Origin of the sequence: Pseudomonas sp. (assembly GCF_040514055.1) — a bacterium.
GTDB lineage: Bacteria > Pseudomonadota > Gammaproteobacteria > Pseudomonadales > Pseudomonadaceae > Aquipseudomonas.
The window spans coordinates 1-16608 of record NZ_JBEVDL010000031.1 but is presented as its reverse complement, the minus strand read 5'-3'; the positions used below and the strand labels follow the sequence as shown (position 1 = coordinate 16608).

18 protein-coding genes are annotated in these 16608 nt (G+C 62.8%); 9 read left to right on the top strand and 9 right to left on the bottom strand.

All coding sequences use genetic code 11. The features are described 5' to 3' along the window. The 3 genes from minE to minC all read right to left on the bottom strand — a co-directional run. Window positions 1-245 (bottom strand): cell division topological specificity factor MinE (gene minE, locus ABWY06_RS07990; protein WP_353925035.1); only part of this gene is annotated, 245 nt, incomplete at its 3' end. Next, window positions 245-1057, bottom strand: coding sequence for a septum site-determining protein MinD (minD, locus tag ABWY06_RS07985; protein ID WP_353925034.1), 813 nt, complete (start codon window positions 1055-1057; stop codon window positions 245-247). The genes minD and minE, both read right to left, overlap by 1 nt. Before the next feature lie 59 nt (window positions 1058-1116). Further along, window positions 1117-1878 (bottom strand): septum site-determining protein MinC, encoded by a 762-nt coding sequence (minC, locus tag ABWY06_RS07980; protein ID WP_353925033.1) that lies wholly within the window; start codon window positions 1876-1878, stop codon window positions 1117-1119. Between the two features lie 138 nt (window positions 1879-2016). Here minC and ABWY06_RS07975 point away from each other — a divergent pair, with 138 nt between their 5' ends. Beyond that, window positions 2017-2949, top strand: coding sequence for a lipid A biosynthesis lauroyl acyltransferase (locus ABWY06_RS07975; RefSeq protein WP_353925032.1), 933 nt, complete (start codon window positions 2017-2019; stop codon window positions 2947-2949). Between the two features lie 63 nt (window positions 2950-3012). Further along, window positions 3013-4221, top strand: coding sequence for a patatin-like phospholipase family protein (locus tag ABWY06_RS07970; RefSeq protein ID WP_353925031.1), 1209 nt, complete (start codon window positions 3013-3015; stop codon window positions 4219-4221). Window positions 4222-4248: 27 nt separating this feature from the next. Here ABWY06_RS07970 and ABWY06_RS07965 read toward each other — a convergent pair whose 3' ends face one another. From ABWY06_RS07965 to ABWY06_RS07955, 3 genes are all read right to left on the bottom strand, one after another. After that, window positions 4249-5016, bottom strand: a complete 768-nt coding sequence (locus ABWY06_RS07965; RefSeq protein ID WP_502948171.1) for an MlaA family lipoprotein — start codon at window positions 5014-5016, stop codon at window positions 4249-4251. Continuing rightward, a complete protein-coding gene (mlaY, locus tag ABWY06_RS07960) occupies window positions 5009-6307 on the bottom strand; it encodes a lipid asymmetry maintenance lipase MlaY (protein WP_353925030.1) in 1299 nt (432 codons plus the stop codon). The genes ABWY06_RS07965 and mlaY overlap by 8 nt, the downstream gene beginning before the upstream one ends. Before the next feature lie 181 nt (window positions 6308-6488). Further along, window positions 6489-7061, bottom strand: a complete 573-nt coding sequence (locus tag ABWY06_RS07955; protein WP_353925029.1) for a hypothetical protein — start codon at window positions 7059-7061, stop codon at window positions 6489-6491. A gap of 115 nt (window positions 7062-7176) precedes the next feature. Here ABWY06_RS07955 and ABWY06_RS07950 point away from each other — a divergent pair, with 115 nt between their 5' ends. Further along, the gene (locus ABWY06_RS07950; protein WP_353925028.1) at window positions 7177-7548 is read left to right on the top strand and encodes a hypothetical protein; all 372 of its coding nucleotides are present in this window, start codon (window positions 7177-7179) and stop codon (window positions 7546-7548) included. A gap of 60 nt (window positions 7549-7608) precedes the next feature. Here the strand turns inward: ABWY06_RS07950 and ABWY06_RS07945 are convergent, their stop codons facing one another. After that, a complete protein-coding gene (locus tag ABWY06_RS07945) occupies window positions 7609-9162 on the bottom strand; it encodes a glycoside hydrolase family 17 protein (RefSeq protein WP_353925027.1) in 1554 nt (517 codons plus the stop codon). A gap of 383 nt (window positions 9163-9545) precedes the next feature. Between ABWY06_RS07945 and ABWY06_RS07940 the strand changes: the two genes are divergently transcribed. Beyond that, window positions 9546-10391 carry a glycine betaine ABC transporter substrate-binding protein gene (locus ABWY06_RS07940; RefSeq protein ID WP_502948172.1) on the top strand — a complete coding sequence of 282 codons (846 nt, stop codon included), beginning with the start codon at window positions 9546-9548 and terminating at the stop codon, window positions 10389-10391. A gap of 243 nt (window positions 10392-10634) precedes the next feature. Here ABWY06_RS07940 and ABWY06_RS07935 read toward each other — a convergent pair whose 3' ends face one another. Beyond that, window positions 10635-12530: a trypsin-like serine peptidase gene (locus ABWY06_RS07935; protein ID WP_353925025.1), complete on the bottom strand. Its 1896-nt coding sequence runs from the start codon at window positions 12528-12530 to the stop codon at window positions 10635-10637. 191 nt (window positions 12531-12721) lie between these two features. On the opposite strand from ABWY06_RS07935, the gene ABWY06_RS07930 reads away from it, so the two are divergent. From ABWY06_RS07930 to ABWY06_RS07915, 4 genes are all read left to right on the top strand, one after another. Continuing rightward, window positions 12722-13033: a DUF485 domain-containing protein gene (locus tag ABWY06_RS07930; RefSeq protein ID WP_353925024.1), complete on the top strand. Its 312-nt coding sequence runs from the start codon at window positions 12722-12724 to the stop codon at window positions 13031-13033. Continuing rightward, entirely contained in the window at window positions 13030-14688 is a 1659-nt protein-coding gene (locus tag ABWY06_RS07925; RefSeq protein WP_353925023.1) for a cation acetate symporter, read from the top strand. Before ABWY06_RS07930 ends, ABWY06_RS07925 begins: the two co-directional genes overlap by 4 nt. A gap of 126 nt (window positions 14689-14814) precedes the next feature. After that, entirely contained in the window at window positions 14815-15114 is a 300-nt protein-coding gene (locus ABWY06_RS07920) for a chorismate mutase (protein WP_353925022.1), read from the top strand. Window positions 15115-15147: 33 nt separating this feature from the next. After that, a complete protein-coding gene (locus ABWY06_RS07915) occupies window positions 15148-15477 on the top strand; it encodes a DHCW motif cupin fold protein (RefSeq protein ID WP_353925021.1) in 330 nt (109 codons plus the stop codon). 171 nt (window positions 15478-15648) lie between these two features. Here the strand turns inward: ABWY06_RS07915 and ABWY06_RS07910 are convergent, their stop codons facing one another. Next, window positions 15649-15807: a DUF3309 family protein gene (locus ABWY06_RS07910; protein ID WP_353925020.1), complete on the bottom strand. Its 159-nt coding sequence runs from the start codon at window positions 15805-15807 to the stop codon at window positions 15649-15651. Between the two features lie 219 nt (window positions 15808-16026). Between ABWY06_RS07910 and ABWY06_RS07905 the strand changes: the two genes are divergently transcribed. Continuing rightward, window positions 16027-16410 carry a DUF2784 domain-containing protein gene (locus ABWY06_RS07905; protein ID WP_353925036.1) on the top strand — a complete coding sequence of 128 codons (384 nt, stop codon included), beginning with the start codon at window positions 16027-16029 and terminating at the stop codon, window positions 16408-16410. The last annotated feature ends 198 nt before the right edge of the window (window positions 16411-16608 follow it).

The window sequence follows — 16608 nt, the reverse complement described above, 5'->3', positions numbered from 1 at the left end:
GGCAGGGTGATATTGAGTTCCAGAATCGAGCAACTGCCCTGGTTTTCCAGAGCGACGTGCACGTCATCGGACCCGATATTGACGTACTTGCGGATGACCTCGACCAATTCCTTCTGCAAGGCTGGCAGGTAGTCCGGTGTACTGCGTTGGCCGCGTTCGTGCGCCACGATAATCTGTAGACGCTCTTTCGCTACCGACGCGGTGCTGACTTTTTTGCTGGCACGAAAGAAGTCAAAAAGATTCATTATCTACCTCCAAACAGGCGCTCGAAGAATCCCTTCTTCGTTACATCGAGAAAACGATGCTCCACGTTCTTGCCCAGCAGGCGATCGACCGCATCGCTGTATGCCTGACCGGCATCGCTCTGGTCGTCGAGAATGACCGGCACGCCTGAGTTGGAAGCCTTGAGTACGGCCTGGGATTCTGGAATGACACCCAGCAGGGCGACTGCCAGAATCTCTTTGACGTCTTCGACGCCGAGCATTTCGCCGTCACTGACTCGTTGCGGGTTGTAGCGGGTCAGCAGCAGGTGTTCCTTGATTGCCTCTTCGCCCTTTTCCGCGCGGCGCGATTTGCTGGCCAGCAGGCCGAGCATGCGGTCCGAGTCACGAACCGAGGACACTTCCGGGTTGGTCACGATAATCGCTTCGTCTGCGAAGTACATGGCCAGGTGGGCACCTTTTTCGATACCGGCCGGCGAGTCGCAGACCACATATTCGAAATTCTGCTTCAGCTCGTTGAGGATCTTTTCTACGCCGTCCTGGGTCAAGGCGTCCTTGTCCCGGGTCTGGCTGGCCGCCAGCACGTAGAGGTTTTCCAGGCGTTTGTCCTTGATCAGCGCCTGGGTCAGGGTCGCTTCGCCGTTGACCACATTGACGAAGTCATACACCACCCTTCGCTCGCAACCCATGATCAGGTCGAGGTTGCGCAGGCCGACGTCAAAGTCGACGATGACGGTTTTGTGCCCGCGCAGGGCGAGGCCGGTTCCGATGGCGGCGCTGGTAGTCGTTTTACCCACGCCACCCTTGCCGGATGTGACTACGAGAATCTTGGCCAAGGTGTTTCACCCCTAAGAAGAAAGGATTTTCTAATCCTTAAAAATGGCGGCAGTATCCGTTAAAGGCGGGTGATGTTCAACACGTCCCCCGACAGGCTGACCTGTACCGCGCGGCCCCAGGCGGGGTCGCGGCGCAGGTCTTCGGCGACCTTGTAATGGCCGCCGATGGAGAGCAATTCGGCGCCCAGTTGCTGGCAGAAAATCCGCGCCTGCAGGTTGCCTTTGATGCCGGCCAGGGCGCGGCCACGCATAGGGCCGTAGACATGGATATTGCCATCGGCCAGAAGTTCCGCACCGGCACTCACCGGCGCCATCACGATCAGGTCGCCGCCCTGGGCATAGACCTGCTGGCCGCCACGAATCGGCGTGGTGACGATCCGCGTGGGTTTGACCTCCGGCTCGCTGGGTTTCTCGACTTTTTCCACGTTTTCGACGGGTTTCACCGCAGCCACGCTTTCGGCAGCGGGCTCCACCGGGCGCTCGCGGGCGCCCGATGGCGGCAGCACGGGCAGGTCCAGGCTCTGGGCAGCGGCGATGTCCGAGGCGCGGCTGGCTCGAATGGCCAGGGTGCGCAGACCATGGCGCTGACACAGCGCCATCAGCGCGGCCAGCTTCACCACACCTTCGCTGTCCGGCAGTTTGTCCAGGGCCAGCACCAGCGGGGTGTTGCTGAAGAAGTTCGGCGCCTGGGCAACCTTGGCGGCCAGCTGCCGGTCCAGGCGTTCGAGGTCGTTGTGGGTCAGTTCCAGCACGGTAATGGCAAGCATGCTGCCCTTGAGCTGAAACACGGGTTCTTGGTCGAGAAGGTCAGCTTGACTCATGATTTGCCTGGTGGGCCCTGGTGGACGAAGACGGCGCTGGAGGAAACAGCCCCGGGACTTATAACGAGAACCCCGGTGGGCCGCAAGCACCGCGCAGTCCTGTAGAATGCGCGGCCCAGTCGCCTTCCGGAACCCGAGATGGATCGTCCGCCTTTTCGCGCCTACTTCCTGCACCCGCGGTTCTGGCCCCTGTGGCTGGGCCTGGGCCTGCTCTGGCTGATCGTGCAGCTGCCCTACCGGTTGTTGCTGCGCCTGGGCACGGGGCTGGGTTGGGTCATGTACCGGCTGGCCGGCGCGCGTCGGCGGATTGCCGCGCGCAACCTGGCGTTGTGCTTTCCGGCCTTGGATGAGGCCGCTCGCGAGCGCCTGTTGCGGGCCAATTTCGCCTCCACCGGCATCGCGTTTTTCGAGATGGCGATGAGCTGGTGGTGGCCGCGTAGGCGGTTGGCGCGACTGGCCCAGGTTGAGGGCCTGGAACATTTGCAGCAGGCTGAAGCCGCGGGGCAGGGCGTCATTCTTATGGCGCTGCATTACACCACCCTGGAAATCGGCGCGGCTTTGCTCAGTCAGCGCCATACCATCGACGGCATGTACCGCGAGCATAAGAATGCCCTGTTCGATTTTATCCAGCGCCGCGGCCGCGAGCGGCATAACCCGGATGCCACGGCGATCGACCGTGACGATGTGCGTGGCATGCTCAAGTCCCTGCGCAGCGGTCGGGCCATCTGGTACGCCCCTGACCAGGACTATGGCCCCAAGCAAAGCCTATTCGTGCCCTTGTTCGGCATCCAGGCGGCCACGGTGACGGCCACCAGCAAATTTGCCCGGCTGGGCCGCGCCCGGGTGGTGCCTTTTACCCAGGTGCGCCTGGCGGACGGCTCGGGCTACCGTTTGCAGCTCTACCCGGCCCTGAAGGACTTTCCGGGCCCGGTGGAAGACGCCGACTGTCTGCGCATCAACCGCTGGATCGAGACGGCCGTCGGCCAGTGTCCGGAGCAGTACCTGTGGGCCCACCGTCGTTTCAAGACCCGTCCGCCAGGGGAGCCCAGGCTTTACCCGAAAAAGGCCTAGACCGGTCACAGCGGCGCCCGCCACGGGCGGCCTCTATACTGCGGGAAACCTCGGAGTGCGCTCATGAATCATGCTGTGCGCGGTGACCAGTTGGTGACCGGGCTGATCCTTTCCGGGGGCGGTGCCCGGGCGGCGTATCAAGTGGGCGTGCTGGCGGCCATCGCCGACCTGCTGCCGAACGCGGCGCACAATCCCTTTCCGGTCATAGTCGGCACCTCGGCCGGGGCCATCAACGCGGTTGGCTTGGCGTGCGGAGCGCTGCATTTTACCGAGGCGGTCCATCGTTTGACGGCCGTCTGGCAGGGCTTTCACACGTCGCAGGTGTACCGCAGCGACTGGTCCGGGGTGTGGCGCCAGGCCGGGCGCTTTCTCGGTCATAGCCTGCTCGGCATGGGGCGGCAAGTGCCCGTGGCGCTGTTGGACAATGCCCCGTTGCGCGAACTGTTGAGCCGGGAAATGGACTTCAGCGGCATCGCCGCCGCCGTGCGCCTGCGCCAGCTGCGAGCAGTGGCGGTGACCGCATTCGGCTACGAATCGGGGCAGGCGGTGACCTTCTACCAAGGGCGCGCGACGATCGACCCCTGGTTCCGCCATCGTCGGGTCGGCGTGCCGACCCGACTGGGCGTCGACCACCTGCTGGCCAGCGCCGCCATACCCTTGATTTTCCCGCCGGTGAAGGTCAACCGTGAATACTTCGGCGATGGCGCCTTGCGCCAGTCGGCGCCGATCAGTCCGGCCTTGCATCTGGGGGCGACGCGAGTGCTGGTAGTGGGGGTCAGCGGCAATCCGCAGGGGCTCAACACCAACCAGCCGGCGCCTCGCACCCAGACCGGCCTGCCGCCCAGCCTGGCGCAGATCAGCGGCCATATGCTCAACAGCACCTTTATCGACAACCTGGAAGGTGATATCGAGCTGCTCGAGCGGATCAATCATATGAGCCGTTTGCTGCCCAGCGAGATCGCCTCCCGTGGCTTGGGCCTGAAACCCGTGGAGGTGCTGGTGATTGCCCCCAGCCAGCCGCTGGACATGATCGCCGCCCGCCACCGCCACGAATTGCCCAAGGCCATGCGCCTGTTTCTGCGCGGCCCCGGCGCGACCAAGGCGAGTGGCGCCGCGGTGCTCAGTTACCTGCTGTTCGAGCCGGGCTACTGCAACGAGCTGATCGAGCTGGGGTACCAGGATGCAATGGCGCAGAAAGAGGCGCTGGTACGCTTTCTCGGCTTGGCCGGTGCGCCGGAGACCCCCATCGTGGCGGCCCGGCTGAGCAGCTAAGCGGCGTAACCGGGAGCGCCGGGCGCCTCAGTCGGCGATCTGCAGTTTGCGTGCCTCGGTGTAGACAAAGCGAATCTTGTCGTACTCGAAGGGCGAGTTCAGCTGGCCATAGCGGAACGCCGTGCTGGCCCGCTGATCGACCACCTTGAGGACGGTGACCTCCGGATGGTCGCTGCTGAACTCCGCTACGTTGAGGAAGTTGATCTGGCTTTCCAGGGTGAAGTCGGCCACCAGTCCGCCGGTGTCGCGGGCGTTGGAGGGGCCGAGCAGCGGCAGCATCAGGTAGGGGCCCTCAGGCACTCCATAAAAGCCCAGGGTCTGGCCGAAGTCTTCGGATTGCCGCGGCAGGCCGAAACGGGTCGCGGCGTCCCACAGGCCGACCACGCCGACCGTGGTATTGACCAGCAGCCGCCCGCTGGTGTTCAGCGCCCGTTGCCCCTTGAGTTGCAGCAGGCTGTTGACCAGGCTCGGCACCTCGCCCAGGTTGCCGAAGAAGTTGTTTACCCCGGTGCGCACCAGACGCGGCGTGACATAGGTGTAGCCGCGGACCACCGGCAGAAACACCCACTCGTCGAAGCGGTAGTTAAAGTGGTAGACCCGGCGGTTCCAGGATTCGAACGGGTCGTAGACGTTCAAGGCGTTGAGGGTCGAGCGCTCGAACTCGCGCTGGTCCAGCCCCGGGTTGAATTTCAGCTGTTTGAGTGGCTCGGTGAAGCCATCCGGTTCGACCGGGTCGGCCCCCTGGACCTGGGCGCAGCCCAGCAGCAGGGCGAGCGAGAGGACTTTCTTAACCACGGAAGAACTCCAGCATGGCGTCGCTATTGACGCGGTAATTGAGGTTGCCGCAATGGCCGCCGTGGGGGTAGACGGTCAGGCGATCGCCCAGGGTGCGGCGCAGGAAGCCGAGGTCGCCGGGCCCGAGAATGACGTCGTCGGCGTTATGCATCACGGCGATCTTGCTGCTTTTTTTCAGGTAGTCCTCCAGGGCGTACAGGCTCACCTGGTCGATCAGTTGCAGCATGCTGCCGCCGTCAGCGCGGGCACGCCACATGGGAATCAATTGCTCGGTCATGTAGCAGTCGAAGTCGCACTGCAGCGCCCGCTTGAAGAAGCGCGTCAGGCTGGTGCCTTCGCTGATCGGATAGCCCGTGGGGGTGATCAGGCCGCGGCGGTTGATCAGGTCCGAGGTAAAGGCGATATCCGCCGACGAAAACCGAAACGAGGTGCCGATCAGCATCGCCATTTGCTCGTCGGACAGGCGCTGCTTGGATTCCTGGAAGTCATACAGCAGGGCGTCGTTGATATCGACGTACCCCTTCTGCTGGAAATAGCGGGTCAGTTTGCTCAGCACCAGCTCATAGAAGGTGGTGTTGTTGTTGATACCCTTGACGTCGGTCTGCACCAGACGGTCCAGGTTGGTGATCGAGGTGTAGAGGTTGACCGGCGGGTTGAGCATCAGCACCCGCTTGAAATTGAAGCTACGACGGGTTTCGTCCAACTGGCTGACAAATGCCGCGTGCAGGGCGCCCAGGCTGTAGCCGGTCAGGTGATATTCGGTGACCTGCAGTTTGGGGTGTTGCGCCCGCACCGCCTGCATCACGCGGTACAGGTCATCGGCGTCTTCGCTGGAAATGCCCGGCGTGGCATGCCGTGAGGCGGCGGCCATGAAGTCGTAGCTGGTCGGTGAGGACAGCTGCACCACATGGTAGCCGGCCCCGTAGAACAGGCGCTTGAGGTAGTCGGCATGGCTGCTCGAATAGGGCGCCCCGGTCCCGGAAATGATAAACATCAAAGGTGCCGGACCGTCCTGGCGGGCCATGCGGTAACGCAGTTTGGTCACCGGCCAGAAGTTGTCGGGCAGACTGAATTCGCGTTCGGGCCGCAGCTGCACCTCGTAGTCGGCCTGGTCGATGTCCTCGTCCAAGGGCAGTTCGGGGCGCAACTCCGGCGGTGTGGTGGCGATGGTTGCTTCGAACGGGTTGCTCAGGGGATAGCCATAGGTGGCCGCATCAATGTCGGCCGCCTGCAGCGAAAGGCTCAGGAGCAAGGCGCTGACCAGACCGGCAAGACGGTAAAAAACGGGCATTTCTGGATCCCTTTGGGAGCAAAGCGTGCTCGGTGGTAGAAGTGGCGCGCGGACTATGACAGGTATAACTCGGCGAAGTGCCACTAGTTCGCTGCAAAGTTGCAGTTGTGCCTGGATTGCAGCCTGCCACTGACAATACAGGGTCTGGTTGCGCTGTGGAACGGCGACAGAGCGCTGCGTCCTATTCCAACGGGGTCAGCTGCTCCAGCCAAATCAGTTCACAGGCGCCATTGCCGGTGTCGTCGCGGGTGCGCGAGCTGACCCAGGTGAAGCCGTCATCGCCCTGGACACTGACCAGCTGCCCACTGAAACGGATGCGCTGACCGCTACGGGTGTTCGCCAAGGCGGCGGCGGCCGCGGCGTTGGCGGGGATAAAATGCATATTGGCGCTGTGGGTTTCGATCTCCCGGCGGGGGATCGGCAAGGACTCCGCGCGCCAGAAGTACCAGCGATTGCTCTGGCTGATTCGCAGGTGTTGCAGCACTTGGGGGTCGGCCATGGGGCCCCAGCCCATCACCAGGTCGGTCGGTGACAGTCGGGCGCCGGGGTCAAACCGGTAATCCTCGCGGCCGAGCACACGGCCCTCCAGGGCAAAGGGTTCAAGGGCCGTGAGGGTAAACTGGTCGACCCGCCACGCGCCACTCGCCAGCGGTTGCGGCGCACCCGGTACGGGCGCGCTGGGCCGCAGCGCGGGCCAGATCAGCCAGAGGCCGGCCAGAAGGGCGCACAGCCACAGCAGGCGACGTGGGTTCATCGGTGAGCTCGTTGCAACAATCAGCGCCCAGTGTAACGGGCGCGATTTTGCCTTGCATACCACGGGCGGGGGATTATGCTGAGCGCCGTTTTTCAATGTCGATGGGGAGAGCCGCATGTCGCGCCGTTTGTTTGTAATCCTGTTGCTGCTGGGCTTGGCGCTGTGGCTGGCCGGCAGTTATGGCCTGCGCTACGGGCTGATGGAGGACAATCAGTGGGTGGCCGCCTGCGTCGCCGACGCTTCGCGCTGGGAATGCCAGGCGCGTTCGGGCCTGGGGCTGATCATCCATCTGCGGGTTCTGGCTTGGGCCGGCCTGCTCGGTGCGCTGCTCGCCTTTGTTGCACCCGGACGTGCAGGGCGGGTTTTGGCGGTACTGGCGCTGTTGTTCGCGGTGCCGGCGCTGGTGCTCTACAGCGCCAGTCTGGCGGTGTTTGCCCTGGTGATCGCCGCCTTGCGTCTGGTTCGCGCGCCGCGTCCGGTGCACTGAGGCTCGCCGCGCCGGCCAAAAAAAGGCTGCCCGCGGGCAGCCTTTTTTGTCCCGGGCGTTTTACTGATTCGGCAGGCGCAAGCTGCGCCAGAGCGCCACCACCAGCAACAGGCTGACCGCGGCCCAGCCAATGGCCTGCAGATTGCCAAGGGTTTCGTCGTAGAGCTGGGGAACGATGCCGGCGCCGATGATAAAGGCCAGCAAGGCGACTTCCCGACGCGGGCCGCGCACCGGTCGGCACAGGTAGACCAGCGCGGGCAACAGCAGGGCGGCGCTGGCGAAACTGCGGTAACGGGCATCGAAGACCATCGCCAGCATCGAAACGGCGCCGGCGAAACCGGCCGCCGCCAGCCACCAGCCCGCGCGGGCCTGCAGCCAGGCGTAGAGTCGATCACGCAGGCCGCCGCGGGCCGACAGGACCAGCGCCGCGTGGGCCAGCACCAGCAGGTTCAAAGCGATCAGCGCGCCCGCCCACAGCCATTCGCCGGCAAAGCGGCTGGTGACTCGCGCCAATTCGCCCCACAGGCCGATACAGGCGCCGCCCAGGGCGGCCAACACTGGCAACAGCAGGGCGGCGCGGGTCGAGGCCGGCCGACCGGCCAGCAGCAGGGTAGCAAAGGCGATGCTGCCGCTGAAGGTCAGCCAGAACGCCCAGTGCGGCAGGTTGGAGACCGGCCCGGCCAGCACACCCTTGTCCTGGCGGTCAGCATCGAACAGGCCCCAGTAACCACCCACTGCGCCTTCGCTGACCCGTTTCCAGGGTTGGTCAAAGGCTTCGATCAGGTTGTAGCGCCAACCGTTCTGCTCGGCCAGGGCGACAAAGCCGCGGATAAAACGGGCCTCGTTGACCCGGCTGGGCAGGGCTGTTTCGCGCTGGCGGCCTTCGCTGGGCCAGCCGGTCTCGCCGATCAGGATGTCCTTGGGGGCAAAACGATTACCGAACACCTGGCGGATCTGCGCCACATGGGCCAGGGCCTCGTCGATGCCGCTGGGGTCGTCTTCCCAGTAGGGCAGCAAGTGAATGGTCAGGAAGTCCACCGCCGGCGCCACTTCCGGGTGTTCCAGCCAGAACTCCCAGACATCGGCGTAGGTCACCGGTTGCTTGACCTGGGCCTTGACTTGGGCGATCAGCTCGGCCAGTTGGGCGCCGGTGACTTCCTTGCGTAGCAGTGCTTCGTTGCCGACGATGACGGCGTCGATCACATCGGGGTAGGTATTGGCCGCCTTGACCAGGCCATCGATCTCCTTGGCCGTGTCGACCGGGTTGCCGTTGACCCAGGCGCCTAGCATCAGTTTCAGGCCGTGTTTGCGCGCCAGTTCCGGCAACGCCTCCAGACCCGTCACCGAATAGGTGCGGATACAGTGAAAACGACTGGCCAGTTGGGCGAGGTCGGCATCCATTCGCTCCGGACGCAAGGCAAAGGGCTGGTCGAAGGGCGACTGGTCCTTGTCGAACGGCGTATAGGACGCGCATTGCAGCTTGTGGGTCGCGGTGGCGGCATCCGCCAGCACCACGGGTTGGCCGATGCCATACCAGAGTCCGGCAAGGGCGGCCAGCGCAAGCAGGCTGGCTAAGCAGTAGGGTAACAACGGGAAACGGCGAATGGCGGGCATGGTCAGGCGCGTCTGAGGAACAAAGTCGGGCATCTTAGCCGATTAGGCGCAGGGATAAACCAGCAGCTGCAGCTTATCTGTCTGCCGTGCGCCGGACCGCCCCGTTAAGCGCTCTTACTGTGTGGCCGGCAGCGGGGCGGATAATGGCAAAAGGCTCGATTCGCGGCTTCGGCGGGCACGCCTTGTCGTTCTTCGTTGTATCGAGGTCGTTGCCAGAGCATGGGCGGGTTGGCCCCAGGTCGATTATCCAAGGGTCGGTACTCCGCTGACAGTCAGGTCAAGTGCGACACCGCGTGATGGAGGCGCACACCAAGACAGCACACACATAACAACATCGCTCGGCAGCCGCCGGGCGCGTCACTTTCGGGGAAGCAACGATGAAGATGCGACGTTTGCTAGGGTTGGGAGCGGGTCTGGTGCTGGCCGCCAGTGCCGGGTTGTCGGGTGCGGCCGACAAGGCCGCGCTGAAGATCGGCTATGTCGACGGTTGGTCGGACAGTGTGGCGACCACCCATGTGGCTGCGGAAGTGATCAAGTCGAAACTCGGCTATGACGTGCAATTGATGCCGGTGGCGACTGGCATCATGTGGCAAGGCGTGGCCAAGGGGCAGCTGGATGCGATGTTGTCGGCCTGGTTGCCGGTGACCCATGGCGCCTATTACGAGAAGATGAAGGATCAGGTGGTGAACCTGGGGCCGAACTTCAATGACGCCAAGATCGGCCTGATCGTTCCCGAGTACGTGACGGCCAAGAGCATCGGCGACCTGCAAGCGCAGAAGGACGGCTTTGCCGGCCGGATCGTCGGTATCGATGCCGGTTCGGGTGTGATGCTCAAGACCGACGAGGCGATCAAGGCCTATGGCCTTGACTACAAGCTGCTGGCCAGCTCCGGCAGCGCGATGACCGCTGAACTGGCACGTTCGATCCGCTCGGAAAAACCGATCGCGGTGACCGGCTGGATTCCGCACTGGATGTTCGCCAAATGGAAATTGCGCTTCCTTGAGGACCCCAAAGGCATTTACGGTGCCGCCGAGCACGTCGACAGCATCGCCAACCTAGGCCTGGAAGCCAAGGCGCCGACCGTAGTCGCCTTCCTGAAGAAATTCACCTGGAAACCCAGCGAGATTGGTGAGGTGATGCTGGCGATCGAAGAGGGCGCCAAACCGGCCGACGCGGCGAAAAAATGGGTCGATGCCAACCCTGAACGAGTCAAGGAATGGCTGCAGTAATCCGCCACTGACCGAACAACGCCGCTGGAGCCCGAGGGCCAGCGGCGTTTTTTTATGCCCGTCGTTCGTGCACTAGCCGTGAGCGGATTGCCGTCGTGCCACCTGTGCGCGCTGCTGGGCCGCCTGGCGGGGCCGCAGTCGCCGAGCGCCCTTCGAGCAGGCCAAAAAAAACGGCCTACCCCGTGTGGGGCGGCCGTTATGAGCATGTTCGACTATAGGGGCGAGCGGCGCCTCAGCAGAACTTTACAGGGGCGCGCACATATTGACGCCCTCATCCAGCCAGCCTTCCTCGACCATCTTCGGAATCACGCTGGCGTCGGTGACGAACCGGTGATTGGAGTCCTCGCCTTTGGCGAACCCGTTGTTATACAGGCGGTACACCGCTTGCGTGCCTGCTGCGCAAGCGCCGTCCTTGCTCGGCAGGCGGGTGTAGAAGTCCAGGCTTTCAAATTTCCAGCTGCGCTCCTTGGGATTGTACAGGTCGACCAGCTGTTTACAGCCCGCGGCATCACCGGTGTAAAAGTGCGAGTTGGGGCCGTACATGGTGCCGGTCTTGGGGTCGATGGCGCTATTGCCATAGAAGCGGCAAACCGCGGTGCTGCCCCCGGCCTTGAAGGTCAGGCCGGTCCTGACCCAGCGTCCGACCTGGCCGCTGTCGACAAAACGCTGTTCGTTGGGGTCGCCGGTGATGAAGTAGTGCTTCAGGTCGGCATTGTAAAACTCCACGATGGGCGCTGGGCTGAGCCACTTGCTCAGCGCTTCATCGTAGGCTGGAGCGAACAGGCTGTATTGGTCACGACCCTGCTTGAAGCTGCAGGAGGAATCGCCACCGTACAAGTGCGCGATCAGCTCGGCCCCGTTGAACAACCCTGAGCCACTGCTGCCGCCCTCGGTGACTCCAGTGTTCCATTGCACTTCCACGGCGCTGGCCGAGGATTGTCCGCTGGGCACGCAGGTGGTGCCATTGCACTTAACAAACTCGACCACCGAACCCTTGCTGACCTTTTGCAGGTCACCTGCGGGATGGTGGACGCCGACGATGCGCTGGTTCAGGTTGTAAAGCGCGACGTTGGTATTCCAGCCAGCGAAGGCACTGCCCGCCGGTGCTGCTTTGTTCAGGCCGAAAAAGGAAGTGTCCTTCGCTACGTTGGTGTAGAGCAGTTGAGCTCCGCCGGTCAGCATGCTGCTGTCGTTATCGACGGCAGTGCTGAAGCACGAGCGCGCCCGGAACATCCAGTAGGTCACCAGGGTGGAGGCCACTGTCTGATTCGAAATGCAATGGTTGGCGCTCAAAAAATAGGGTGTCTTGTCCTGGTTGGTATTGTTCAGCAGGGTGCCGCTGCAAAGGTAGCTATCTCCCTGCTCGACAAACACCATTTTCGCGGTCGCCCGGCTCTGCTGTTCCAGCGTGTTGTCCTGTGCGGCGGCGCATTGGTAATTGACATTGCACGTGCCGGAATCACCAATATTGTCCTCGTCGCGTTTCTGCGTGCCACTGGCGGTGGGATCTCGGTACAGGTGCGACAAGGCCGGGATCCTGATCGCTACCGATTGGCTTGCGATGCCGGCGGGCAATTCGATTTCCAGGGTGATTTCGTCACCCGTGACCGGAGCGGACCAGAAGTAGTGTGCCTCGTCACTGGTATCGCCAGCCCTCAGGTTGCTTTCAATCGCTTGCAACACTTCGCTGCCTGAGGCCTCGATCGGGACTTTCGACTGCTGGCTGTACACCCGCAGGATGGCCGATGCGGGCAGGGCGTCGACATAGATCCCGGCGCGCAGACTGATCGCCTGGGGAGAGGTGATGCTGATGGCCGCTACCTGACCACCGTCTGGCGTCGGACTCCACTGCAGCGCTGCCGTGGTCAGCACCCGGCTGCTCAAGGGTTGAATGTCTCGCCGCAGACCCACGCGCTGAGGTGTGCCGGGTTCGTGGCGCTCGCTGCTCAGCGCCTGGTGTTTCTGGCTCGACAAGGGCGAAAGGACAATGCTCGTGGCTGAAGGCGCCAACACGGCACTGCTGGGTGCCGCCGCACTTTTCGCCGAAGTGTCGGCCGTTGTATCCAGCGGACCGAGGCTGTCGCCCCAGGCAGTAAATGGCAGCGCCAGAGCGAGGCCGAAGAGGAGAGATTTTTTCATGCGGACACAGCCCTTGGGGAGACGATGGCCGAGTGTAGCAGGGGCCCAGCGGGCTATTACAGTAGGGCTTCGCAAATCCTGCCGCGCCCTTGGGGCGCGGGCGGAGGACTAAGACTAAGGTCGTCTGGCTCGCCGTGACAGGCGAACTAGAGTGGACTCACCAGCAACCCGTGCTGCGGAGGACAATAACAATGAACGACAGCGTCTACCGGCGGATCGAGCAGAGTCCGCGTTTTCGAGAACTGGTGTTCAAGCGCGAGCGCTTCGCCTGGATACTCTCAGCCATCATGCTCGGCCTGTACCTGGCCTTTATCCTGCTGATCGCCTTCGAGCCGCAGTTGCTCGGCACGCGGATCAGCCCGGAGTCGACCACCACCTGGGGCATCCCCATCGGTGTAGGGTTGATCTTTTCCGCCTTTATCCTCACCGGTATCTATGTCTATCGCGCTAACGGCGAGTTCGACGACATGAACCAGGCCATTCTCGACGAGGTGCAGAAATGATCGCGCGTCTCCTGGGGTTGTTCGCGCTGAGCCTGTTCAGCCCGCTGTTGCTGGCCGCCGAGGCCCTGACCGGCGCGGTCCAGCGCCAGCCACTGAATGTCTCGGCCATCGTCATGTTCGTCGCCTTTGTCGGCGCTACCCTGTGCATCACTTACTGGGCGTCCAAACGCAACCATTCCACCTCCGACTATTACACCGCAGGAGGCAAGATCACCGGCTTCCAGAACGGCTTGGCGATTGCCGGCGACTATATGTCCGCCGCGTCTTTCCTGGGTATTTCCGCGCTGGTGTTCACCTCCGGCTACGACGGCCTGATCTACTCCATCGGCTTTCTGGTCGGCTGGCCAATCATCCTGTTTCTGATGGCCGAGCGGCTGCGCAACCTGGGCAAATACACCTTTGCCGACGTGGCCTCCTATCGCCTCAAGCAGAAGGAAATCCGCACCCTGTCCGCCAGCGGTTCGCTGGTGGTGGTGGCCTTCTACCTGATCGCGCAGATGGTCGGGGCCGGCAAGCTGATCCAGCTGCTGTTCGGCTTGGATTACCACGTGGCGGTGATCCTGGTCGGTATTCTGATGGTGCTCTACGTACTGTTCGGCGGCATGCTGGCGACCACCTGGGTGCAGATCATCAAGGCGGTGTTGCTGCTGTCGGGCGCGTCCTTTATGGCCTTGATGGTGATGAAACACGTCAACTTCGACTTCGGCACCCTGTTTGCCGAAGCGGTGAAGGTGCATGCCAAGGGCGAGGCCATCATGAGCCCCGGTACCCTGGTGAAAGACCCGATTTCGGCGATTTCCCTCGGTCTGGCGCTGATGTTCGGCACCGCCGGCCTGCCGCATATCCTGATGCGCTTCTTTACCGTGAGCGATGCCAAGGAAGCGCGCAAGAGCGTGTTCTACGCCACCGGCTTTATCGGTTATTTCTACATCCTGACCTTTATCATCGGTTTTGGCGCCATCCTGTTGGTCAGCACCAACCCGGCCTTCAAGGACGCTGCCGGCGCCCTGTTGGGCGGTAACAACATGGCCGCGATCCACCTGGCCAATGCGGTGGGCGGTAGCCTGTTCCTCGGCTTTATCTCGGCGGTGGCCTTCGCCACCATCCTCGCGGTGGTCGCCGGCTTGACCCTGGCCGGCGCCTCGGCCGTGTCCCACGACCTGTACGCCAGCGTGCTCAAGGGCGGCAAGGCCAACGAGAAGGACGAACTGCGGGTCTCGAAGATGACTACCATAGCCCTGGGCGTGTTGGCCATCGGCTTGGGTATCCTGTTCGAGAAACAGAACATTGCCTTTATGGTCGGCCTGGCGTTTTCGATCGCCGCCAGCTGCAATTTTCCGGTGCTGTTCCTCAGCATGTACTGGAAGAACCTGACCACCCGCGGCGCCATGATCGGCGGCTGGCTGGGCCTGGCCACGGCAGTCGGGCTGATGGTCCTTGGGCCAACCGTGTGGGTGCAGGTCTTGGGCAATGCCCAGGCCATCTTCCCCTACGAGTACCCGGCACTGTTCTCCATGGCGGTGGCCTTTGCCGGCATCTGGTTCTTCTCGATCACCGACAAGTCCAGTTCCGCCGCTAATGAGCGTTCGCTGTTCCTGCCGCAGTTCGTCCGCTCGCAGACCGGCCTGGGCTCCAGCGGGGCCGTTGCCCACTAAGGGCTTGGCGTTAATCAAAAAGGGCAGTCCTGGACTGCCCTTTTTTATGTTGTGGCGTTTCCATTGCAAAGTCGCCCGCGTTTCGCTTTAGTGGTCGGCCGGTTTGAAAGTGCAAGGGAAGGAGTCATGAACAGCATTATCGAGTGCGCTTCGCTGGAAGCCGTGCGCGGCGAGATCGACCGGCTGGATCGCCAGTTGGTCGGCCTGCTGGCCGAGCGCGGCGCCTATGTCAACCAGGCGGCGGCGTTCAAGCACGACAGCGACGCGGTCCGGGCGCCGCAGCGGGTCGAGCAGGTGTTGGCCAAGGTGCGCGAGCTGGCGCGGGAGCAGGGCGCCGAAGTCGCGGTGGTGGAGGCGGTTTATCGTGCGATGATCGCTGCGTTTATCGAGGTCGAACTGGCGCGCCATGCCCAGTTGGACCACTAAGGGTTAGTAACTCTTCTCACCCCAGGAGCCGTTATGCAGATCGACGCCATTCCCTTTGGTACCACCGACTGGTCGAGCCTGGAGCCCGTGGAACATGCCGGCGTCACCGGTGTGGCCCAGTGGCGCACCCGGCAGTTCGGCCCGCTGCGGGTGCGCATGATCGATTACTCGCCGGGTTACCTGGCCGATCACTGGTGTGTCAAAGGGCATATCCTGCTGTGCCTGGAAGGGGAGCTGCATACCGAGCTGGAGGATGGCCGCACGTTCGTCCTGACCGCCGGGATGAGCTATCAGGTGGCCGACAACGCGGAGCCGCACCGCTCTTCCACCGCCATTGGCGCCAGGCTGTTTGTGGTGGACTGAGGGCCGGGCCAGGTCAACCGGTCTGGCACAAAAAAGCCCCGTCGGTGACGAGGCTTTTTTTATTTCGGCATGTCCCTACGGGATCAGATCCTACCGGGCCATGCTAGTACTTGGGTAATGATCAGTACTCGATTCTTCCGAGCAAGGCCAGTACCAGGGTAAAGATCAGAACTAGATCCTGCCGAGCAAGGCCAATACCACGATGATAATCAGAATGGTCCCGAGAATACCCGACGGCCCATAACCCCAGCTGCGCGAGTGGGGGAATACCGGCAGACCACCCACCAGAAGCAGAATCAATACCAGAATCAGGATAGTGCTGAGGCCCATGGTCGAACTCCTTTACAGAACCTTTAAAATGGAAACAGGGCATCGGGATGCGTGAAGTGCGCGTGATGACCGTGTCTACCTAATACGACTGGGGGCTCTGATAAAGATTCAGGTTATTTCGCTTCGCCTGGAATGGCTCCCTTGCTGACTGACTCTCAACCCCTGGCGTCGTTGCTCAGCGTGTTGCTGACCAATGGTCACCGCCCCAGAGGCATCACCATGTTCTACCGTCTGGCCGCCGACAGCGTGGTCGCTTTTCACCTGTTATTTATCCTGTTCGTGCTCTTCGGTGGGGTGGCGCTGCTGCGCTGGCGCTGGCTGGTCTGGTTGCATCTGCCGGCCGTGGCCTGGGGCATGGCCGTGGAGTTCCTGCACCTGTACTGCCCTTTGACCCCGTTGGAAAACCGCCTGCGCCAGGCCGCCGGGGAGGCCGGCTATGCGGGTGGTTTTATCGAGCACTACCTGATCCCGTTGATCTACCCCAGCGGTTTGACGCCGCAGCTGCAACTGCTGTTTGGTGGCGTGGTGCTGCTGCTTAACCTGGCGGTCTACCTGATGCTGCTGCGCCGCACAGTGCGGCTCCGTCGAGGCTTGGCAGGTTGAGCCAGGCCAGGCGGCGTTGCGATGTCTTTAGGGCCTGTGGGCACTAGAGCATGTTCACGAAAGATCTGGCTGCTCGCGGGTGGGGCTGGACTCTGCCTTGGTGGGTTACGCCGCGCGGCGGCCGCGGCGTGCTGTGTCGGAGCTGCGTTGCGCGCGGCTAACGCCACCCTACGATAATGCCTTGGTGGGTTACGCCGC